The sequence below is a fragment of the Pseudomonas sp. BF-B-26 genome (assembly GCF_019956495.1).
Classification (GTDB): Bacteria; Pseudomonadota; Gammaproteobacteria; order Pseudomonadales; family Pseudomonadaceae; genus Aquipseudomonas.
This window is the reverse complement of sequence record NZ_JAHBDP010000064.1, coordinates 65,012-86,552: the sequence shown is the minus strand read 5'-3', so window position 1 is coordinate 86,552 and position 21,541 is coordinate 65,012. Positions and strand designations below refer to the sequence as shown.

Genomic DNA, 21,541 nt, shown 5'->3' with positions numbered 1-21,541 from the left:
GGCTTGCTCGCGAAAGCGGAGTGTCAGTCGACATTGATTTGCCTGATCCACCGCTTTCGCGAGCAAGCCCGCTCCCACAGGAGGCGGGTTGGACCGAAGTGAGCGCCATCATCGACAGTCTGCGCGAAGTTGTCGCGCCACGGCTGGACGCCTGCGGCCCGGCGGAAATGCGCGGTCTGCTCGATGCCCTCAGCGGCCGCTTCGTGCCGGCCGGCCCCAGCGGTGCGCCGAGTCGCGGACGGCTCGATGTGCTGCCGACCGGGCGCAACTTCTACTCGGTGGACGTGCGTAACCTGCCGACCACCACCGCGTGGCGTATCGGTTTCCAGTCGGCCAACCTGATTCTTGAACGACACCTGCAAGACCACGGCGATCACCTGCGTCAGCTCGGCTTGTCGGTGTGGGGCACTGCGACCATGCGTACCGGCGGCGACGACATTGCCCAGGCTATGGCGTTGATGGGCGTGCGCCCGGTCTGGGCCACGGGCAGTCAGCGGGTCGACGACTTCGAGATTCTGCCGCTGAGTCTGCTGGACCGTCCGCGTGTGGACGTGACCTTGCGCGTCTCCGGATTCTTCCGCGATGCCTTTGCCAATCTGATCCGCCTGTTCGATGCCGCCGTGCAAGCGGTCGCCGCGCTCGATGAGCCAGACGACCTCAACCCCCTGGCCGCCAAGGTGCGTGCCGAGCGCGAAGCGTTAATGCAATCGGGGCTGGATGAAGACGCGGCCAAGCGTCAGGCCGGTTGGAGAATTTTCGGCGCCAAACCCGGGGCTTACGGCGCGGGCGTGCAGGGCGCCATCGATGGTCGTCTGTGGCAAAGCCGTGACGATCTGGCCGAGGTTTATCTGAACTGGGGCGGCTACGCTTATGGCGGTTCTGACGAAGGCACTGCGGCGCGAGAACAGTTCGCTCAGCGCCTGAGCCAGGTGCAGGCGGTGCTGCAAAACCAGGACAACCGTGAGCACGACTTGCTCGATTCCAACGATTATTACCAGTTCCAGGGCGGCATGCTAGCCGCCGTGGAAAGCCTCAGTGGTGAAGCGGCGGCCAGTTACCATGGCGATCACAGTCAGCCGGATCTGCCGAAGATCCGCACGTTGAAGGAAGAGCTGAACCGGGTGATTCGCTCGCGGGCAGCCAATCCGAAGTGGATCGACGGCGTGAAGCGCCACGGCTATAAAGGCGCGTTTGAACTGGCGGCGACGGTCGATAACCTGTTTGCCTTCGACGCTACAACGCAGTTGATCGACGATCACCAGTACGCATTACTGGCGGATGCCTATTTGCTGGATTCGGCGACCCGGGATTTTGTTCGTGAGCATAATCCGCATGCGTTGCGCGACATGACCGAGCGGATGCTTGAGGCGCAACAGCGGGGGATGTGGAAGGCGCCGGGCGAGTATCGCGAGGCGCTGGAGAATTTGTTGCTGGACATCGAAGAAGACAGTTGACCGACTGTAGCTGATCGTTCCTACGCTCCGCGTGGGAATGCAGCCCGGGACGCTCCGCGTCCCACCCAGAGCCGAACGCGGAGCGTCCGTTGAGGCATTCCCACGCAGAGCGTGGGAACGATCACACTACCGACCACAAACGAGACCTGACATGACCGACACCCCGCATTTCCCCCTTTCTGCCGTGGTCGGCGCCGACGATCTCAAACTCGCCCTCTACCTGACCGCCATCGACCCGAAAATCGGCGGCGTACTCATCGAAGGCCCCCGCGGCATGGCCAAGTCAACGCTGGCCCGTGGCCTGGCGGACTTGCTCGCCAGCGGCCAATTCGTCACCTTGCCGCTCGGCGCCACCGAAGAACGACTGGTGGGGACCCTCGACCTGGACGCCGCCCTGAGCGAGGGGCGCGCGCAGTTTTCCCCTGGTGTACTGGCCAAGGCTGACGGCGGCGTGCTCTACGTTGATGAAGTCAACCTGCTGCCCGATCACCTCGTGGACCTGCTGCTGGACGTGGCCGCCAGCGGCACCAACCTGATCGAACGCGACGGCATTTCCCATCGGCATTCGGCGAAGTTCGTGCTGATCGGCACCATGAACCCGGAAGAGGGTGAGCTGCGTCCGCAACTGCTCGACCGCTTTGGCCTGAACGTCGCCCTCAGTGGTCACACTGCACCGACCGAACGCGGCCAGATCATCCGGCGACGGCTGGATTTCGACAGCGATCCCCATAGCTTCTGCGCCGAATGGGAACGCCAACAGCAGTCGCTGCGCGAACGTTGCCAGAAAGCACGCAGCGCACTGGCCAGCATCCCACTCGACGATCATGCGCTGGCGCAGATTACCGAGCGCTGCTTTGCTGCCGGTGTCGACGGCTTGCGGGCCGACCTGGTCTGGTTGCGTGCTGCGCGCGCCCACGCGGCATGGCGTGGGGCGAATGCAATCGCCGAGGAAGACATCGACGCCGTCGCCGAGTTTGCCTTGCGCCATCGCCGCCGCGAGCCATTGCCTCCAGCGCCGCAACAAAGCCAGCCGCCCTCTACGCAAAATGCCAACCCGAGCGAAGGCCAGGGCCAATGGGGTGAAATGCCCGCTCAAGCGCTCCCGGTCGGCGCACGCCGTGACGTGCCGAGCTGGCCAAAAAAGCCCTAGGCATTCGCCCTCGATCTGACGCGGGGGCGAATGCCAGACCCCGCGCCGGACGACTGGATAACGGTAAACAGGGTAAACGTCACGCGGCACGCAGCGGCTCGATCAATTGGCCCGGCACCTTGCTGAACGGTCGTCCGCGTCAACGCGACGATGTGTTGTTTCACCTGCGCACCCGCTCGCCCCACGAACTGTGGCTGGTGATCGTCGACGCCTCGGCTTCGACGCGTCGCCATCAGGCGTTGAGCGATGCCAAGGGCTTGCTCGCGCAACTGTTCGACGATGCCTATCGCCAGCGTGCACGCCTGGCGTTGCTCACGGCCAGTGGTCATGTGCCGAAATGGCAAGTGCAAGGGTTGAAAGCCTCCGCGGGTTTGCGCGACTGGCTTGATGGGCTGGGAGCGGGCGGTGGTACGCCGTTGCTGGCAGCGCTGGGTGAAGCGGGGCGTTGGCTGGCGGTCAGGCAAAAGCGTTTTCCGGCGGAACGGCAGCGCTTGTTGCTGGTGACCGATGGCCGATTGAAGGACTGGTCGATGTTGCCGGCGCTTGATTGTCCGGGGCTGCTGATCGACATCGAACGGGGGCCGATTCGGCTTGGACGGTCTAAAGTCTTGGCTACCGAGTTGCAGGCCGAATATCGACATATCGATGATATGGAGTGAACCGAAAAAATCACAGGAGTGAGTCATGCGCGTTCTAGCCGCCAACCTTCAGGACGATTTCCGCGTCAAAGCCTACGCCGGCACCAATGGCGTACTGTTGGCCATGGACCTGGCCGAACACCGCCGCAAAGGCCTCTTGGGTTTCGCCATCGAAAAGCAGCAAGGCCCCAAGCCCTGGTTGTTCCTGTTCAACAGCCTGACCTTCCCCGGCAAGGTGCATACCTTTCCCCAGTTTCATGCCACCCCCAGCGATATCGCGCCATTACAGAAATTTCGCTGGGCCGATTACGCGGTCAATCCGGGGATGACGATCCATTACCGAGTCCACCTGGCCTACGGCAGCGTTGATGCGCCGCAACTGGGTGAGTTCCTGGAAGTGACGGTCACCTCCGACAATGGGCAGCCGAATAATCAAAGCGTGATCTTCAATCGCGCAGTCGCGGCCAGTCAGGCGTTCCAGCGCAAGTTTCCCGAGCTCGACGCGCTGATCAGCGCCAACAAGAACCTGCCCATCGAAGCCTGGCCGGATATCCCGCGGCAATGGTTGGAAAACGGTTTGCTCGGACGTTTGCTGGGGTTTATCGGGCGTGCGGTGGATGGCCAGTGGGCGCTGGACATTGCCATCTACGAGTATGAATTGCAGGCCATTGTCGATGCGGTCAATGCCGCGTTCGAACGTGGGGTAAACGTTCGCGTGCTTTATCACGCCCAGCCGGGCGATGAAGACACCACCATGAACGAGGCCAGCCTGGAAAAAATCCCGGCAGAGAACAAGCGCGGGCGAGTCACCCATAACATCTTCCACAACAAGTTCATGGTGCTGAGCCGGCTCGACGCGGCAGGGCAGCGTCAGCCGGAAGCGGTGCTGTGCGGCAGCACCAATTTCACGCCCAACGGCGTTTACCGCCAGGCCAACGTGGTGCATGTGCTGGACGACACGCGCATCAGCGCCAGCTATCTGCACACCTTCGAGCAGGTCTGGGCTCACCCGGCGGATGTCGATGCCACCCGAAACTGGCTCACGCAAAACAACCCGATGGATTCGCTGCAGCCGATGTTCGCCGGCTTCTCACCCCGCTCGGGCCAAGGGGATCTGCAAGCGTTTGTCGAGATCATCAACGCGGCGAAAAAAGACGTGCTGTTCGTCACCGCATTCGCTTTGCCCGACGACATCCTGAACGCCTTGCTCGGCTTTGCCCCACGACGACATTTTGCGTTACGGCCTGCAAAACACCGCCAGCCGTATCACCGGTTTCCACGCCGACCGTACCGCCGAATTCGCCGCCACCGCGCTGCTCAACACCGGGCTGGAAGGCTGGCTTCGAGAGAACATGAAAGGCCAGAAGGGTAACCTGCTGGTGCACACCAAAGCCGTGGTGACGGACTTCACCAGCGATGCGCCGACGATCATCAGCGGCAGCCACAACCTCAGTGCCGCGGCCAGCAATGGCAATGACGAGAACTACCTGATCATTCGCGGTGATACCGATCTGGCAGACCGTTATGGTCTGGAACTGCTGCGGTTCTACGAGCATTACCGCTTTCGCTACTTCGCCCGGAAACTCGCGCTCAAGCAGGTCCAGCCGTTGGCGGCGGATGACAGCTGGACCGATGACTATTACCTCGACGGGAATTTGCGCCAGCTATCCAGATTGCGTTTTTCCGGACGGTAAACACCCCCCTTGTGGGAGCGGGCTTGCTCGCGAAGGCGGCCTTACAGTCAACAATAATGTTGTCTGGCACTCCGCTTTCGCGAGCAAGCCCGCTCCCACATTGGATCACTTCATTCCCATCGCCTGCCGATACTGGCGAGTCCGCCGGGCGATGTACACGCGGTCGAGAATCAACGCCCAAAGCGCCGATACGTCGGGACGGGTCTTGCGCCCACGGCTCAGGCGATTGAGCTGGAATTTCACGACGGCCATGCTCGCCAGTGCTGCCAAAGGTTTGCGTTTCCAGCGAATCGGCGGCAGTTGCGGGTGACTGTTCTGACCTTCGCGCCAGCGTTTGACCAGTTGAGGTTCAATCGCCAGTGCTGTGCCGATTCCAGCCATGGCGATGCCGCTGTCGAGCACCTGTTCGACGATCGCCAGGCGTCGAATCCCGCCGGTCACCATCACCGGCATGTTCGCCACACTGGCCAGCTCACCGGCCATTTCCAGAAAGTACGCTTCACGCGCCAGGGTCCGACCATCCCGGGCCTCGCCTTGCATGGCCGGGGCTTCGTAGCTGCCGCCGGAGAGTTCCAGCAGATCGATCGATTGACCGTTGAGCCACTGAATCACTTGCCGGGCATCGTCGGCATCGAAGCCGCCGCGCTGGAAATCCGCGGAGTTGAGCTTCACCGCCACACAAAATGTCGGCGACACGGATTTGCGCACGGCGCTGACCACCGCCAACAACAAGCGCGCGCGATTTTCCAGAGAACCACCCCAACGGTCGGTTCGGCGGTTGGTCAAGGGCGAGAGGAACTGGCTGATCAGATAACCGTGCGCAGCATGAATCTGCACCCCGGTGAAACCGGCCTTTTCCGCCAGGGCCGCGCTGGTGGCGAAGCGTTGGATGACGTCTTCGATGTCGTGCTCGCTCATGGGTTTGGGCTCGGCAAACATCTTCGAGAATGCGCCCAGGTCCAGCGCCACTGCCGAAGGCGCCAACGCTTGCTGGCCGAGATTGGCCATGGTCTGACGGCCGGGATGATTGAGCTGCATCCAGAACTGCGCGCCACCGGCCCGACCAATCGTTGCCCACTGGCGAAAGCGTTCAAGGTGCCGCTCATCTTCGAGCACCACGCCGCCGGGGCCGGTCATGGCGCGGCGGTCGATCATCACGTTGCCGGTCAGCAACAGGCCGGTTTCGCCTTCGGCCCACACCTGATACAGCCGGAACAAGGCCTCTGCAGGTGCTTGCCCGCTGTCAGCGAGGTTTTCTTCCATCGCAGCTTTGGCGATGCGGTTGCCGATGGTCTGGCCGTTGGGCAAATTCAACGCTTGGAAGGGCGACATACTTGACTCCTCATCAGTGATGAGTAGAGGCTAAGCTTAAAGTTAACTTTAATGTCAAGCAGGCAAATGAGGCTGAGATGAAGATTGGTGAATTGGCGCAGTTAAGCGGGTTGAACGCGTCGCGCATTCGGTTTTACGAGGCTCAAGGTTTGATTCGGCAGGTGGAACGCCGGGCCAACGGTTACCGGCATTACCCCGACCAAGCGTTGCAAACCCTGAAAATCATCCTTTGCGCCCAGCAGGCCGGGTTCAGCCTGGAAGAGTTGAAACAGTTGTTACCGGACAATGCGACCGGTGAGTTCAAGCAAGACGAATTGCTCGCGGGTCTTACGCGCAAAGTCGAACAGATCGAAGAGATGCAGCTGCACCTGGCGCAGAGCAAGGCGCAGCTGTTGGAGGTGATCGACAATATTCAGGCGCGACCCGAGGGCATGGGCTGCGAAGCGAATGCCCAGCGGGTATTGGCGTCGTTCAAGCCTTAGCGCCGAGGGGTGCAGTCGAGGGGGCAGGGATCGGATTGCGCATCAGCGTGCCCACCACCAGCGCACCCAGTAATGCCAGCAACCCCGCGACCCACAGCAACAGACTGAAACCACCGACAAAGGCTTGCCGGGCCAACGGTTCGACCACCGTGCGCGCGGTTTCCGGCAACAGGCCCATCGCCGCCGTCATGTCACCGGCCACCACCCGCGAGGCGATGCCCTGGGTTTGGCCGAGCCATTGCGCACCTTGTGCCGTCAGGCTCGTACGCAACAACAGCTCGGTATGACTGGACAGCAACGCGCCGAACACGCCGATGGCCAGTACGATTGCGCTGAAGCGCATGGTGGTGCTCATGCCTGAAGCCATGCCGGTGCGCTCCCGTGGCACGCAGGCCATGATGTTCTTTTGCGTATCACCGTTGAGCAGCCCGGCACCGGCGCCGGTCACGGCAATCGCCAGGGCGAAGGGCAGATAACCGCCGCTGCTGACCGCCCAGGCGCTGAGCAGATTGCCGCTGCCGACCAGGGTCAAACCGGCGGCCATCAACGTGGCGGGGGTAAATCGACTCGCCAGACGTACGCCGATGCGCGGGCAAATCAGCATGGTCAGGGCAAACGGCAACATTCCCAGACCTGAAGCGATGGCCGAGAAACCCAGGCCGTTTTGCAGGTAGAACGGCAGCAGGGTCATCATCACCTGGGCGCAACCGGCGTAGGCAAACATGCCCAATAGTGCGCCGATGAAGCGCGGATGCTTGAACAGTTGCAGGTCGACCATCGGCCGCCGCTGCATCCGTTCAATCACCACGAACAGCCCCAGCAAAAAGGCGCCACCGATCAGCCGAGCGTAGGTCAGCGGGTTGCTCCAGCCAATCCGGTTCGCCTCGATCAGGCCCCAGATCAGGCACAGCAAACTCGCACTGAACGCCAGGCTGCCCCAGGGGTCGAGGCGTGCAGACTGAGTGTCGCGGGACTCCGGCACGGCGCGCCAGACCATCACCATCAGGAACAATCCGACGGGCAGGTTCAGGTAGAAAATCCAGCGCCAGCCCATGTATTCGGTGATCAGCCCGCCGACCGTCGGCGCGGCGGTCATCGCCACCCCCATGCACGCGCCCCAGAACGCCCAGGCCTTGGCCCGTTCCACTTCATCGTGAAACGTGTGGCCAATGGAGGCGAGGGCCGAAGTCAGCAGCAAGGCCGCGCCGACACCCTTGATTGCCCGGGCGATGTCGAGGAACAGTGCAGTGGGCGCGGCACCGCAACCGATGGACGCGAGGATGAAAATGGCCAGCCCGCAGAGCAAGGTTTTCTGCCGGCCGAAGCGGTCGGCGATGCTGCCAGCCGGCAACAACAGAGCGGCGAAGGCCAGCATGTAAGCGCTGACCACCCATTCGATGTCGGCAAAGTTTGCGCCCAGGTCGCGGGCGATCGTAGGCAGGGTGACGGCGACAATGTTGGTGTCGAGGACGATCAGCGAGCAAACGCCTGAGGCTGTGAGTAATGTCAGGCGCGGGCTCACCTTGGGTTTGACGGGCATGGCAGCGTTTCTCTACTGTAAAAGTCGGTGCAGCTTATCGCCGGTCGCTACTTTCCTTGTTAGGTACGCCTTGTCACTTCATTACCTTTGAGCTAACGCAACGATGGATATTCGCCATTTTCGCTATTTCCTCGCCGTTGCCCGGCAAGGCAACTTCACCCGCGCTGCCGAACAACTCGGTATCGCACCGCCGACCTTGACCCGACAGATCCAGGACATGGAGAACGAACTCGGCACGCGATTGTTCGTGCGCCAGACACGTGAAGTCAGCCTGACCGAGGCCGGCGCTGCGCTGTTGATCGAGGCCGAGGCGACGGTGCGGCAATTCGAATACGCTCAGTACAACGCCCAGCGTGCCGGGCGCGGGGATATTGGCCATATCGAACTGGGTTACGTGGCGTCGGCGGTGTATTCGGGCTTGCTGCAGAAACAGGTGCAAGCCTTCAGCCGCGAGTGTCCTGACGTCAGCCTGAACGTACGGGAAAGTCCCATGGCGTCATTGCCGATGATGGTGGTCGAGGGGCGTTTCGATGTTGGCTATGTCCGCTCACCCATGACCCTGCCTGAAGGCCTGGAAGCCATTCGCCTGGACGCAGAAGGCTTTGTGCTGGCGCTGCCGACCGAGTCCTGGCTGTGCCGCCTGCCAGAGATTGGTCCGGAACATTTGCAGAACGAGACGTTCATCCTGCCGGAGCAAATCAGCGGCACCTTGCAAGTCGCCGCCGAGGGCGGATTCGCGCCGAAACTGGGGGCACAACCGGGTGGGTTGGTGGCGGTCATTGCGTTGGTGTCGTTGGGGCAGGGCGTTGCAGTTGTGCCCGAATCAGTGGTGGGTCATGTGGGTTTGCCCGGCGTGGTGTACCGGGCAATCAAAGGTTGCGAGGCGAGTTCGTGGTTGTCGTTGATTTATCGGCGATTCGAGAAGTCCGCGGCGGTAATCCGGTACATCGAACAGGTCAAAAATTGCTAAGCGCAAAAGCTTCGCGAGCAGGCTCGCTCCCACAATTGACCGAGTTACCCAAACAGACACGGTTATCTGTGAGAGCGAGCCTGCTCGCGAAAGCGATCTAACAGCAACCCCGCCGATTCAACTGCCGGGTTGCGCGAGGCACAGTGCGCAACCTTCGCAGGGTCTGGCGCAACCACGCCAGATCGTGGACCGGTTTGCGCTTCACCGTTGCCGGTTTCACCTTGCCAATGTGCCTGGCGAAGTCCTCCTGCAATGTTTGCTCAGTGCCGATTCCCTTGAGCTTCTTCAGCAACTTCCCCTCCTTGTAAAACAGCACGGTGGGTGTGCCGGTGACGTCCGGGTGGCGGGGGGATTCGCTGGTACTGAGCATGTAGATCTGCGCGTGATGCCGATACGGCTCGGCGATCTGGCGAAACACCGGTCCGGCCATTTCGCAGGCGGGACAGTGTTCACTGCCGAAGTACAGGATCACCGGGCGCCAGGTTCTCAGCGCCTTGCGGTAGACCGGGGCCAGCGCTTTGCGAGCGATTTTCGAGCTCATTGAAATCTCCTTTTCACAACGGCCATTGACGGTCCATCGACGGTAAAGGAAGGCGCAGGGAAGGGTCTACTGTCAGAAATAACAGGTAGGTAGGTTTTCCTACGTAACCTTGGATACTCCTTACCGTGTTACAGGACCAACCCGACAGGAAACACGGAAAGCCGGAAGCGTGTGGCGTGATACTTTTTGTTCACTTCTCAGGGAGCAACTTCATGACACATATCGTGCTTTCGCAAGTGGTGGCCAGCATTTCTGAATTGAAAAAAAATCCGATGGGAACGGTCGCTGCCGACAGTGGCTTGTCTGTTGCGATCCTTAACCGCAATGATCCGGCTTTCTATTGTGTTCCCGCAAAAGAGTACGAAGCCATGATGAATCGCCTGGATGACTTGGAGTTGCTTGCCCTTTGTAAAGAGAGGGAAAACGATCCAACCATAAAGGTTTCGATTGATGACCTATGAGCTGGAGTTTTCAGAAAAAGCCTGGAAAGAATGGAAAAAACTCGGAGTAAACCTGAAGGACCAGTTCAAAAGGAAACTTCGGGAGCGTCTTGTAAACCCGCGCGTTCCCGCTGACCGACTCAGCAGCGCCGCACCGAATTAGCCCATCAAAACTCCAACTGTGAACCAGGTACCCGCACTTTGTAGCCAACGGTAGCGGTCGTTCACCTGTGCGTTTCGTAACGTCGGTGTTGTATTTTTTCCATCCGTTTGATTCAAAACACTTTTCAATCTCCCCAACATTCCGCCCACATCCTGTGGCACACTTTCTGCTGTCTATTCCGTTGTTACATACCAATATCCGGTATAGCGGAATAAACATCACCCTGGAGTGCTTGCCATGCATCGCCGACCTTCCTTATTTAAAGCGTGTGTTTTTGTTTTCGCGGCTTCGGCTGCTGTCATGGGCGTGGCCCAGGCAGCGGACAGCAAGCTCGATAGCGTGCTGGCCCGCGGGAAACTGATTGTGGGCACGGGCAGTACCAATGCGCCGTGGCACTTCCAGGGAGCGGATGGCAAGTTGCAGGGTTTTGATATCGATATCGCGCGGATGGTGGCGAAAGGGTTGTTCAACGATCCAAGCAAAGTCGAGTTCGTGGTGCAGTCGTCCGATGCGCGGATTCCCAACCTGCTGACGGACAAGGTCGACATGAGCTGTCAGTTCATCACCGTGACGGCCAGCCGTGCCCAGCAAGTGGCATTCACGCTGCCGTACTACCGCGAAGGTGTCGGCCTGCTGTTGCCGGCCAACAGCAAGTACAAGGAAATTGAAGACCTGAAAGCCGCCGGCGACAGCGTCACCGTGGCGGTGCTGCAGAACGTGTACGCCGAAGAACTGGTGCATCAGGCCTTGCCCAAAGCCAAGGTCGATCAGTACGACAGCGTGGACCTGATGTATCAGGCAGTGAACTCCGGCCGTGCCGACGCCGCTGCGACCGATCAGTCGTCGGTGAAGTATCTGATGGTGCAGAACCAGGGGCGCTATCGCAGCCCGGCTTATGCCTGGAGCCCGCAAACCTACGCGTGCGCTGTCAAACGCGGCGACCAGGACTGGCTGAACTTCGTCAATACCGTCTTGCATGAAGGCATGACCGGCGTTGAATTCCCGACCTACGCGGCCTCCTTCAAGCAGTGGTTCGGTGTCGATCTGCCGACGCCAGCCATCGGTTTCCCCGTCGAATTCAAATGATCCCGTGAGAGCGGGGCGGTCATCAATCGCCCCGTTCAAGGTACCGCTGACCATGAACTATCAGTTGAATTTTGCCGCCGTGTGGCGCGATTTCGACACCTTGCTGGCGGGGCTCGGTCTGGGCCTCGAACTGGCGCTGGTGTCGATCGCCATCGGCTGCGTGATCGGCCTGCTGATGGCGTTTGCTTTGCTGTCAAAGCACCGCGCGTTGCGGGTGCTGGCGTCGGTGTATGTGACGGTGATCCGTAACACGCCGATTCTGGTGTTGATTCTGTTGATCTACTTCGCCTTGCCGAGCCTGGGGATTCGTCTGGACAAGATCCCGTCGTTCATCATCACTCTGTCGCTGTATGCCGGGGCCTATCTGACCGAAGTGTTCCGCGGTGGGCTGTTGAGCATTCCCAAGGGGCAGCGCGAAGCGGGGTTGGCGATCGGTCTGGGTGAGTGGCAGGTCAAGGCGTACGTCACCGTGCCGGTGATGCTGCGCAATGTGCTGCCGGCCTTGTCGAACAACTTCATTTCGCTGTTCAAGGACACCTCGCTGGCCGCGGCGATTGCCGTGCCGGAGCTGACCTATTACGCGCGCAAGATCAATGTCGAGAGCTACCGGGTGATTGAAACCTGGCTGGTGACCACAGCGCTCTATGTGGCGGCCTGTTACCTCATTGCCATGATGCTGCGTTACCTCGAGCAGCGTCTGGCGATTCGCCGATAGGAGGCCCACATGTACGAATCCCCCAGTTGGTTGCATGAGTTGTGGGTTGCCCGAGAAGTGCTGTGGCAAGGCTTTTTGACCAGTGTGCAGGTCTCGGCCCTGGCGATTCTGCTGGGCACGATGGTCGGCATCGTCGCCGGCCTGGTGCTGACCTACGGCAAGTTCTGGATGCGCGCGCCTTTCCGGTTTTACGTCGACATCATTCGCGGCACGCCGGTGTTTGTATTGGTGCTGGCCTGCTTCTATATGGCGCCGGCGCTGGGTTGGCAGATCAGTGCCTTTCAGGCCGGTGCGTTGGGGCTGACGCTGTTTTGCGGCTCCCACGTCGCTGAGATTGTGCGCGGCGCGTTGCAAGCGTTGCCCAGTGGTCAGATGGAAGCGAGCAAGGCGATCGGCCTGACGTTTTATCAAGCACTCGGTTACGTGTTGTTGCCTCAGGCGCTGCGGCAGATCTTGCCGACCTGGGTCAACTCGTCCACCGAGATCGTCAAGGCTTCGACGCTGTTGTCGGTGATCGGTGTCGCCGAGTTGTTGCTCAGCACGCAGCAGATCATCGCCCGGACCTTCATGACCCTCGAGTTTTACCTGTTCGCCGGATTGCTGTTTTTCGTCATCAACTACGCCATCGAATTACTCGGCCGGCACATTGAAAAGCGGGTGGCCTTGCCATGACTCCATCTAATAACGCTCAAAACGATCAGCCCTTGCTGGACATTCGCGGGTTGCACAAAAAGTACGGCCAGCTCGAAGTGCTCAAGGGCGTCGACCTGACAATGCAGCGCGGCAACGTCGTGACGTTGATCGGTTCCAGCGGTTCGGGCAAGACCACGCTGCTGCGCTGCGTGAACATGCTCGAAGAGTTCCAGGGCGGGCAGATCATGCTCGATGGCGAGTCCATCGGTTATGACGAGGTCAACGGCAAGCGCGTGCGTCACCCGGAAAAAGTCATCGCCCGGCATCGGGCCATGACCGGCATGGCGTTCCAGCAGTTCAACCTGTTTCCGCACCTCACGGCGTTGCAGAACGTCACCCTCGGCTTGCTCAAGGTCAAAACGCTGCACAAGGATGAAGCGGTGGCCCTGGCGGAAAAATGGCTGGAACGGGTCGGCTTGCTGGAACGCCGCGATCACTTCCCCGGTCAGTTGTCCGGTGGTCAGCAGCAGCGTGTGGCGATTGCCCGGGCGATTGCGATGAACCCGAGCCTGATGCTGTTCGACGAAGTCACTTCGGCCCTCGACCCGGAACTGGTGGGCGAAGTGCTGAGCGTGATCAAAGGCCTGGCCGAGGACGGCATGACCATGCTGTTGGTGACCCACGAAATGCGGTTTGCGTTTGAAGTCTCGGACAAGATCGTGTTCATGAATCAGGGGCGGATCGAAGAGCAGGGGCCACCCAAGGAACTGTTCGAACGCCCGCAATCACCGCGTCTGGCGGAGTTTCTCAAGAACACGCGGTTCTGATTTTTTTTCAAAAGCATTTTCACTTTTCAATCAGGAGAAACACTCATGAGCATTACTCGTTACGGCACCGGCAGCACCGCCGGTGGCGGCCAGCCCCGTCCTTTCGCCCGCGCCGTTGAAGCCGATGGCTGGCTGCATGTGTCCGGACAAGTACCGGCGCTGGATGGCGAAATCATTGTGGGTGGCATCGTCGAACAGACTCACCAGACCATGAAGAATTTGATCGCGATTCTCGAAGAGGCGGGTTATGGCCTCGAAGATGTAGTGCGCACCGGTGTGTGGCTGGAAGACCCGCGGGATTTCTGGAGTTTCAACAAGGTGTTCTCCGAATACTTCAAAAGCGAACACGCCCCGGCCCGAGCCTGTGTGCAGGCGAACATGATGGTCGATTGCAAGGTCGAGATCGATTGCATCGCGTACAAGAAAAAGGCCTGAACCGAGGTGACTTCATCGCTAGCAGGCTAGCTCCCACAGGGAAACGCATTCCAAATGTGGGAGCTAGCCTGCTAGCGATGGCGGCCTAACGGTCGCCGCTGCACTCTGGTTAAACTCCCGGCACTTTTATGGGAACCAATGAAATGACCGAAGACACCATCAAGCGCCGGGCTCGCGGTCTGGACCGGGCGTTCGATATCCTCGATTTCCTCAAGGAAGTCGGCAAACCCCTGCGCCCGAACGAAATCGCCAGCGGCATCGGCAGCCCGAAATCCACGGTCTACGAATTGGTTGCCTCGCTGCTGGAGCGACGGATTCTGGAGGCCGTGGGCAAGGACGGTCACGTCTACCTCGGCCGTCAGCTGTACTTCCTTGGGCAGGCACATTTACGCCATTTCGACCTGACCCGCGAGGCCGATCATGCCTTGCAGGAGATCGTCAGCCAGACCCGCGAAACCGCGCAGATGTGCCTGCTCAACGGACGAAAATACACCGTGGCCTTGATGAAAGAGGGCGAGCGGCATTTCCGCATTTCCTCGGACATCGGCGAGAACGCGCCGATCCCCTGGACGGCTTCCGGGCGCCTGTTGCTGGCGCACTTGAGCGACCAGGAAATCGTCGACCTGATCGACCACGACGATTTCATCCTGCCCAATGGCGAGCGTTTGCCGCTGGAGCAGTTTCTCGGAGAAATCCGTCAGGCTGCTATCGATGGCTTCTTCTCTTTCGATAGCGTTGCCGACACCTTTACCCATTGCTTCGCCGCCCCGGTCAAAGACCCGAACGGCGTGGCCATTGCGACCCTGTGCATCGTCGCCCCACGGGCCGATGCCAAGAACAATTACAACGACTACCGCCGGGTGCTGATTGACAGTGCCAACAGCCTGGCCCGTCGCATCAACGAATAACAGCGGCTGCCTGCGGCCGCGAATGTGAGGAGTTCGACCATGTTTTCTGCCAAAACTACTGCCACCGTGGAAAAGGGCTTTGCCCACACAGGCGCCAATCTGGCGCGCGACGTCAGCCTGCCAGCGCTGGTGCTGCACCGCGATGCCCTGGAACACAACATTCGCTGGATGCAGGACTTTGTCAGCAACAGCGGCGCTGAACTGGCGCCCCACGGCAAAACCAGCATGACCCCGGCGCTGTTTCGCCGCCAACTGGACGCAGGTGCCTGGGGCATCACCCTGGCCAGCGCCACGCAAACCCGCGCGGCTTACGCCCATGGCGTGCATCGGGTGCTGATGGCGAACCAATTGGTCGGCACGCCGAACATGGCGTTGATCGCCGATCTGCTGACGGACCCGACTTTCGACTTCCATTGCATGGTCGATCACCCGGACAACGTCGCTGACCTGGGCGCGTATTTTGCCTCCCGCGGTGTGCGCTTGAACGTGATGATCGAGTACGGCGTGGTCGGCGGTCGTTGCGGTTGCCGCACGGAAGACGAAGTGGTCGCGCTGGCCAAAGCCATTGCGGCACAACCGGCCCTGGCGCTGACCGGGATCGAAGGCTACGAAGGGGTGATTCACGGCGATCACGCGGTGAGCGGCATCCGTGCGTTCGCTGATTCTCTGGTGCGCCTGGCCGTGCAATTGCAGGACAGCGGCGCGTTCGCCATTCCCAAGCCGATCATCACTGCGTCGGGTTCGGCCTGGTATGACCTGATCGCTGAATCCTTCGAAACGCAGAACGCCGGCGGGCGTTTCCTCAGCGTGCTGCGTCCCGGCAGCTACGTAGCTCACGACCATGGCATCTACAAAGAAGCGCAATGCTGCGTGCTCGACCGCCGCAGCGACCTGCACGAAGGCCTGCGCCCGGCGCTGGAAGTCTGGGCTCACGTGCAGTCGTTGCCGGAACCGGGTTTTGCGGTGATCGCCCTGGGTAAACGCGACGTGGCCTACGACGCCGGGTTGCCGGTGCCGCTGTTGCGTTACAAGGCGGGCGTGGTGCCGGCGACGGGCGACGACGTCAGCGCCTGCAAGGTGACGGCAGTGATGGACCAGCATGCGTTCATGACCGTGGCACCGGGAGTCGAGTTGCGGGTGGGGGACATTATTTCCTTTGGCACTTCGCACCCGTGCCTGACGTTCGACAAGTGGCGCATCGGGTGTCTGGTGGATGAGCAACTGAATGTCATCGAAACCATGGAAACCTGTTTCTAAGGCTTGAGACCGCGTCGCGGCCTTCGCGAGCAAGCCCGCGAAGACGTCCGTCCAGACACCACCGAAACACCAGAGACACCACATCAATGAACACCATCAACACCCTCGGCCCCAACACCCCGCGCATTGCCCTGATCGGCGAATGCATGATCGAGTTGCAGCAACGCGCCGACGGCAGCCTGCAACAGAGTTTCGGTGGCGATACCTTGAACACGGCGGTCTACCTGTCCCGGGAGTTGGGCGAGGGCGGCTTGGTGGATTACGTCACCGCCCTGGGTGACGACAGTTTCAGCAATGCGATGTGCCAGAGCTGGGCCGACGAAAACATCGGGCTGGGCATGGTCCAGCGCTTGCCCGGCCGATTGCCCGGCTTGTATTGCATCCAGACTGACGCTGCCGGCGAGCGGCGCTTTCTCTACTGGCGCAACGAAGCGGCAGTCCGCGATTGTTTCACCACCCCGGGCGCCGCGCCGATCCTGGCGGCACTGCCGGATTACGATGTGCTGTATTTCAGTGGCATCACCCTGGCGGTGCTCGGCGCGCAAGGTCGGGAAAAGTTACTGGAAACCCTGATCGAAGCCCGGCAGCGGGATGCGCGGATCGTGTTCGACAACAACTACCGGCCACGTTTGTGGACGTCGATCGAGGACGCGCGAGCGGCCTATCGCAGCGTTCTGCCCTATGTCGACCTCGCGTTGCTGACCGTTGATGACGAGCAGGCGCTGTTTGATTTTTCCAATTGCGAGGCGGTATTTGCCGCTTACGAGCAGATGGGCACGCCTGAAGTGGTACTCAAGCGTGGCGCCGAGGCGTGTCTGATTCGTTGTGATGGCGAGTCGTTTGAAGTGCCGGCGCAGGTGGTCGAGCGGGTGGTGGACACCACGGCGGCGGGGGATTCGTTCAGCGCGGCGTATTTGGCCAGTCGCCTGAAAGGAGGCAGCCCGGTTGAGGCTGCTGAAGCGGGGCATCGGTTGGCGAGTCGGGTGATTCAGGTGCCGGGGGCGCTCATTCCCCGATAAGTGGAGGATGGCCGCTTGCTGCGCAATCGGTTCGCGAGCAAGCCCGCTCCCACACTGGATCTCCGGTGTTCACATAACCCATGTGGGAGCGGGCTTGCTCGCGAAGGGGTCCTTAAACCAACCCATCAATCCCGGTAAAACACCTGCACAAGGTGATAGCCAAACTTGCTCTTGATCGGTCCGTGCACCACGCGCAACGGTTTTTTGAAAATCACTGCATCGATGACGCCGACCATCTGTCCGGGCCGCACTTCGCCCAGGTCGCCGCCGCGCTTGCCGGACGGGCAGGTGGAATACTTCTTGGCCAGCACATCGAAGGCTTCGCCCTTGGCGATGCGTTGTTTGAGCTGTTCGGCTTCTTCCGATGTTTTCACCAGAATATGGCGGGCTTGAGCTTTCATGGGCAGTACCTTGCAACGGTGGTGGCTATGTGGGTGCCAGCGTGGGGCGCGCGATTATGCCTTAACTCAGTCCGGTTGACCGATCATCGCGCGAATCTTGTTGGCCAACAGGTCCATGGAAAAGGGCTTGGCCACCATGTCCATGCCGTCTTCCAGGAAACCCTGGCGCTCGGTGGCTTTTTCCGCATAACCGGTCATGAACAGCACTTTGAGCTCGGGGCGGTGCTGGCGCGCAATCTCCGCCAGTTGCCGGCCGTTCATCCCCGGCAGCCCGACATCGGTGACCAGCAAATCGACCCGCAGGTCGGACTCCAGCAGGGGCAGGGCGGTCTTCGCGTCTTCGGCTTCATGGGCGTGATAACCCAGCTCGTTGAGCAGGTCGAGCACCAGCATGCGCACCGCCGGGTCGTCCTCCACCAACACCACGGTTTCGCCGGCAATCGCCGCCGGGGCTTCGCTGGTGACCGGCATCAAGATGTTTTCGGGCTCTGCGTCGTGCAGCCGCGGCAGGTACAGACGAACGCTGGTGCCCTGGCCCGGCAAGCTGAACAGGCTGACATGCCCGCCCGACTGCTGGGCAAAACCATAAATCATCGACAGCCCAAGACCGGTGCCCTGGCCGATGGGTTTGGTGGTGAAGAATGGGTCGAAAGCCTTGGCCAGCACCGACGGGGTCATCCCGGTACCGTTGTCGCTGACGGCAATCATCAGATAATCCCCGGCCTTGACCGGTTCCAGGGTGTTGATGTCACTGCTGTCGAGGTACACGTTGGCGGTTTCGATCCGCAACTCGCCGCCGTCGGGCATGGCGTCCCGGGCGTTGATCACCAGATTGAGCAGGGCATTTTCCAGCTGGCTGACGTCGGTGCTGACCGGCCACACGTCATCGGCCAGTTGCAGTTTGAGCTCGATGTGGTCGCCCTTGGTCCGGCTGAGCAGGTCTTCCAGGGAATGGATCAGATCATTGGCGTTCAGCGGCTTGCGGTCCAGTGACTGACGCCGGGAAAACGCCAGCAGGCGATGGGTCAGGGCGGCGGCGCGGTTGGCCGAGGACACTGCCGCCTCGCTGAAACGCCCTACCTCGGCGGCGCGCCCGTCGGCGATGTAGCGCTGCATCAAGTCGAGGCTGCCGATGATCCCGGTGAGCATATTGTTAAAGTCATGGGCGATGCCGCCAGTGAGCTGGCCGAGCGCTTCCATCTTCTGCGCATGGCGCAACGCTTCTTCGGCGCGTTCGCGTTCGAACATCTCGTTCTGCAGTCGCTGGTTGGCTTGCGCCAATTGTTGGGTGCGGGCGGCGACTCGCTCCTCAAGCGTTTCGTTGAGATTGCGCAGGGCTTCTTCGGTCTGTTTGCGCTCGGTTTCGTCAATCACAAAGATATAGAAACCATTGACCGCACCATCCGCGCCGTGGCGCGGCAAGTAGTTCATCAGCGCATGGCGGATGCTGCCGTCACGGTGCGGGGTGCTAATGCTGAAACAACAAGGCTTGCCGGACAGCGCCTGGGCGATGTATTCGGCGCGCAATGCATAGGCTTCTTCACCCAGTACTTCACGGATGGTTTTGCCAAAGAGCTCCTGAGGCGTCAGCCCGTACCAGTCGAGGTAGGCCGCATTGTTCAGGCGAAAGCGTTCCTCGCTGTCCACGTAGCTGATCAGGATCGGCATGGCGTTGATGATCAGTTGCAGCTCGGTCTGACTTTGCCGCAAGGCTTGTTCTGTGTGTTTGCGCTCGGTCAGGTCCAGGGCGGCGCCGAGGAAGCGGATCGGCCGGCCATGGTGGTCCTTGTAGCAACGACCCCGGGCGAACACCCAGCGCAACTGACCGTCGGCTTGCAGCAGGCGATATTCCTCGGCGTACTCGGTGCCGTGGGTGATGGAGTGCTTGATGCTGCGGGCGACCATCGCGCGGTCTTGCGGGTGCACGCCCTGAAGGTAGGCGCTGATGGGCAACTGATTGGCGAGCAGCGGGTCGATACCGTGTAACTGGGCGAAGTGGGCGTCGGCAATGAAACGGTCTTCGTTGATGTCCCAGTCCCAGGTGCCCACGGCGTCGGTGGCCGCGAGGGCCAGTTGCAGGCGCTCCTCGGTTTCGTGCTGGGCCTTGAGGCTGGCAGCCGAACGCTGCTCGAGTTCGAGGGCGATGCGTCGGCGTTCGTTGGTTTCGATGGCGGTCACCAGAATCCCGGCGACCTGGGCGCTTTCATCGCGGATGGGGCTGTAGGTCAGGTCCAGCCAGAAGTCGGAATCCTGGCCATTACGCTGCAAGGTGAAGCGCTGTTCGCTGTAGGTTCGTACCTGTCCTTGTAGGACGGCGCTGTAAATGGGGTCGGTAAAGTCTTTTAACTCTGGCCAGATCAGGTGTGTCGGTTGTCCGAAAGCATGTGGATGTTTGCTGCCGGCCAGCAGGGCGAAGCCGTCGTTGTAGATCTGCGTGAGCTGCGGCCCCCACAGCAACAGCATGGGCATCGGCGAATGAATCACGATATCCACGGCGGTTCGCAGGCTTTGCGGCCAGGTACTGGCAGCGCCCAGTGGGCTGAGTCTCCAGTCCAGTCGGGCAATCAAGGCCTGGGCATCGCTGCCGGTCGGTGTTGCGTTCATCAAGATGTCCTGCACTTAAGTCGGTGTGGCGGTGTCGACTATCCTTGTACCGCAGTAGAGGCTGGAAGACCCGTTTGGGTCGTTTTTATTCATTGAATGCTTCGCGGGTGCTTTTTGCCATGGAAATCGATGCACTGTTAGGGCTCCTGGCCAGCCAGAATGGCTCCGATCTTTATCTGTCCACCGGTGCGCCACCCAGCGCACGCTTCGAGGGTGTGCTTAAACCCTTGGCTGATCAGCCGTTCAAGCCGGGGGAAGTCGCGGCCATTGCCGCGTCCATCATGGACGCCGAACAGCGTCTGGAGTTCGATCGGGAGCTGGAGATGAACCTGGCGATCTCTTTGACCGGTATCGGGCGCTTTCGGGTCAATATCTTCAAACAACGCAATGATGTGTCGATCGTGGCGCGCAACATCAAGCTCGACATTCCGCGTTTCGAAAACTTAAAACTGCCGTCGGTGCTGCTCGAAACGGTGATGCTCAAACAAGGACTGATGCTGTTCGTTGGCGCTACCGACTCGGGCAAGTCTACCTCGCTGGCGGCATTGATCGACTACCGCAATCGCCACAGCAGTGGCCACATCATCACCATTGAAGACCCGGTCGAGTACATCCATCGGCACAAGAAGTCGATCATCAACCAGCGCGAGGTCGGCGTCGATACCCGCAGTTTTCACGCCGCATTGAAGAACACCCTGCGCCAGGCACCGGACGTGGTGCTGATCGGCGAAATCCGTGACCGCGAGACTATGGAGCATGCGCTGGCGTTTGCCGATACCGGTCATCTGGTGATTTCCACCCTGCATGCCCACAACGCCCATCAGGCGCTGGACCGCATCATCAACTTCTTCCCCGAGGAACGGCGGACGCAGCTGCTTCACGACCTGGGCAACAACCTCAAGGCGTTCGTGTCCCAACGGTTGGTGCACACCCGGGATGGTCAGCGACGGGCAGCGGTGGAAGTGATGATCGGGACGCCGACCATTGGCGATCTGATCCGGCGCAATGAGTTATCCGAACTCAAGGGGATCATGGAGAAGTCTGTAGAGCTGGGGATGCAGACGTTCGATGGAGCGCTTTACGCATTGGTCGTCGAGGGGGCGATCAATGAGGAGGAAGCGGTGAAGCATGCGGATTCTGTGAACAATTTGCGTCTGCGGCTGAAGTTGCACGCCGAAGCGTCACCGCAATCCCACGCACCACCGGGTGAATGGGGACTCATGGACTGATGTATAACTCCTGTGGGAGCGGG

At 60.5% G+C, this 21,541-nt stretch carries 20 protein-coding genes and 2 pseudogenes; 17 read left to right on the top strand and 5 right to left on the bottom strand.

What is annotated here, in order from left to right:
* The 4 genes and pseudogenes from KGB03_RS10900 to KGB03_RS10885 form a co-directional block, all read left to right on the top strand.
* The coding region (locus KGB03_RS10900) for a cobaltochelatase subunit CobN (protein ID WP_223527066.1) at positions 1 to 1,454 on the top strand (1,454 nt) is incomplete at its 5' end.
* A 151-nt stretch (positions 1,455 to 1,605) separates the two neighbouring features.
* Positions 1,606 to 2,604, top strand: a complete 999-nt coding sequence (locus tag KGB03_RS10895) for an ATP-binding protein (RefSeq protein ID WP_223527065.1) — start codon at positions 1,606 to 1,608, stop codon at positions 2,602 to 2,604.
* A gap of 2 nt (positions 2,605 to 2,606) precedes the next feature.
* Positions 2,607 to 3,263 carry a vWA domain-containing protein gene (locus KGB03_RS10890; RefSeq protein WP_223527069.1) on the top strand — a complete coding sequence of 219 codons (657 nt, stop codon included), beginning with the start codon at positions 2,607 to 2,609 and terminating at the stop codon, positions 3,261 to 3,263.
* A gap of 25 nt (positions 3,264 to 3,288) precedes the next feature.
* Positions 3,289 to 4,936: pseudogene (locus KGB03_RS10885) on the top strand (phospholipase D-like domain-containing protein).
* 105 nt (positions 4,937 to 5,041) lie between these two features.
* Here KGB03_RS10885 and KGB03_RS10880 read toward each other — a convergent pair.
* Positions 5,042 to 6,268, bottom strand: a complete 1,227-nt coding sequence (locus KGB03_RS10880; RefSeq protein WP_223527064.1) for an NADH:flavin oxidoreductase/NADH oxidase family protein — start codon at positions 6,266 to 6,268, stop codon at positions 5,042 to 5,044.
* A 77-nt stretch (positions 6,269 to 6,345) separates the two neighbouring features.
* Between KGB03_RS10880 and KGB03_RS10875 the strand changes: the two genes are divergently transcribed.
* The gene (locus KGB03_RS10875; RefSeq protein ID WP_223527063.1) at positions 6,346 to 6,750 is read left to right on the top strand and encodes a MerR family transcriptional regulator; all 405 of its coding nucleotides are present in this window, start codon (positions 6,346 to 6,348) and stop codon (positions 6,748 to 6,750) included.
* On the opposite strand, the gene KGB03_RS10870 is transcribed toward KGB03_RS10875, so the two are convergent.
* Positions 6,740 to 8,290, bottom strand: coding sequence for an MFS transporter (locus KGB03_RS10870; RefSeq protein WP_223527062.1), 1,551 nt, complete (start codon positions 8,288 to 8,290; stop codon positions 6,740 to 6,742). The genes KGB03_RS10875 and KGB03_RS10870 overlap by 11 nt on opposite strands.
* A gap of 103 nt (positions 8,291 to 8,393) precedes the next feature.
* Between KGB03_RS10870 and KGB03_RS10865 the strand changes: the two genes are divergently transcribed.
* The gene (locus KGB03_RS10865) at positions 8,394 to 9,260 is read left to right on the top strand and encodes a LysR family transcriptional regulator (protein ID WP_223527061.1); all 867 of its coding nucleotides are present in this window, start codon (positions 8,394 to 8,396) and stop codon (positions 9,258 to 9,260) included.
* Positions 9,261 to 9,357: 97 nt separating this feature from the next.
* Here KGB03_RS10865 and KGB03_RS10860 read toward each other — a convergent pair whose 3' ends face one another.
* The gene (locus KGB03_RS10860; protein ID WP_223527060.1) at positions 9,358 to 9,801 is read right to left on the bottom strand and encodes a thioredoxin family protein; all 444 of its coding nucleotides are present in this window, start codon (positions 9,799 to 9,801) and stop codon (positions 9,358 to 9,360) included.
* Between the two features lie 212 nt (positions 9,802 to 10,013).
* Here KGB03_RS10860 and KGB03_RS10855 point away from each other — a divergent pair, with 212 nt between their 5' ends.
* The 10 genes and pseudogenes from KGB03_RS10855 (at position 10,014) to KGB03_RS10810 (ending at position 17,284) form a co-directional block, all read left to right on the top strand.
* A complete protein-coding gene (locus KGB03_RS10855) occupies positions 10,014 to 10,262 on the top strand; it encodes a type II toxin-antitoxin system Phd/YefM family antitoxin (protein ID WP_223527059.1) in 249 nt (82 codons plus the stop codon).
* A pseudogene (locus KGB03_RS10850) lies at positions 10,252 to 10,386 on the top strand (type II toxin-antitoxin system RelE family toxin); the annotation flags it as partial. The gene KGB03_RS10855 and the pseudogene KGB03_RS10850, both read left to right, overlap by 11 nt.
* A 255-nt stretch (positions 10,387 to 10,641) precedes the next feature.
* Positions 10,642 to 11,490, top strand: coding sequence for a transporter substrate-binding domain-containing protein (locus KGB03_RS10845; RefSeq protein ID WP_192407986.1), 849 nt, complete (start codon positions 10,642 to 10,644; stop codon positions 11,488 to 11,490).
* Between the two features lie 52 nt (positions 11,491 to 11,542).
* Entirely contained in the window at positions 11,543 to 12,205 is a 663-nt protein-coding gene (locus KGB03_RS10840) for an amino acid ABC transporter permease (protein ID WP_007941741.1), read from the top strand.
* Between the two features lie 9 nt (positions 12,206 to 12,214).
* Positions 12,215 to 12,877, top strand: coding sequence for an amino acid ABC transporter permease (locus tag KGB03_RS10835; protein ID WP_111449817.1), 663 nt, complete (start codon positions 12,215 to 12,217; stop codon positions 12,875 to 12,877).
* The gene (locus KGB03_RS10830; RefSeq protein ID WP_223527058.1) at positions 12,874 to 13,665 is read left to right on the top strand and encodes an amino acid ABC transporter ATP-binding protein; all 792 of its coding nucleotides are present in this window, start codon (positions 12,874 to 12,876) and stop codon (positions 13,663 to 13,665) included. The genes KGB03_RS10835 and KGB03_RS10830 overlap by 4 nt, the downstream gene beginning before the upstream one ends.
* Positions 13,666 to 13,710: 45 nt before the next feature.
* Positions 13,711 to 14,100, top strand: a complete 390-nt coding sequence (locus KGB03_RS10825) for a RidA family protein (protein ID WP_007898265.1) — start codon at positions 13,711 to 13,713, stop codon at positions 14,098 to 14,100.
* A gap of 143 nt (positions 14,101 to 14,243) precedes the next feature.
* Positions 14,244 to 15,008: an IclR family transcriptional regulator gene (locus KGB03_RS10820; RefSeq protein WP_033061664.1), complete on the top strand. Its 765-nt coding sequence runs from the start codon at positions 14,244 to 14,246 to the stop codon at positions 15,006 to 15,008.
* 39 nt (positions 15,009 to 15,047) lie between these two features.
* Positions 15,048 to 16,265, top strand: coding sequence for an amino acid deaminase (locus KGB03_RS10815; RefSeq protein WP_223527057.1), 1,218 nt, complete (start codon positions 15,048 to 15,050; stop codon positions 16,263 to 16,265).
* An 86-nt stretch (positions 16,266 to 16,351) separates the two neighbouring features.
* Entirely contained in the window at positions 16,352 to 17,284 is a 933-nt protein-coding gene (locus KGB03_RS10810; protein ID WP_223527056.1) for a sugar kinase, read from the top strand.
* Between the two features lie 125 nt (positions 17,285 to 17,409).
* On the opposite strand, the gene KGB03_RS10805 is transcribed toward KGB03_RS10810, so the two are convergent.
* Positions 17,410 to 17,685, bottom strand: a complete 276-nt coding sequence (locus KGB03_RS10805) for a peptidylprolyl isomerase (RefSeq protein WP_007898282.1) — start codon at positions 17,683 to 17,685, stop codon at positions 17,410 to 17,412.
* A gap of 66 nt (positions 17,686 to 17,751) precedes the next feature.
* Positions 17,752 to 20,289, bottom strand: coding sequence for a PAS domain S-box protein (locus KGB03_RS10800; RefSeq protein WP_223527055.1), 2,538 nt, complete (start codon positions 20,287 to 20,289; stop codon positions 17,752 to 17,754).
* Positions 20,290 to 20,408: 119 nt separating this feature from the next.
* On the opposite strand from KGB03_RS10800, the gene KGB03_RS10795 reads away from it, so the two are divergent.
* Entirely contained in the window at positions 20,409 to 21,518 is a 1,110-nt protein-coding gene (locus KGB03_RS10795; RefSeq protein ID WP_223527054.1) for a PilT/PilU family type 4a pilus ATPase, read from the top strand.
* The last annotated feature ends 23 nt before the right edge of the window (positions 21,519 to 21,541 follow it).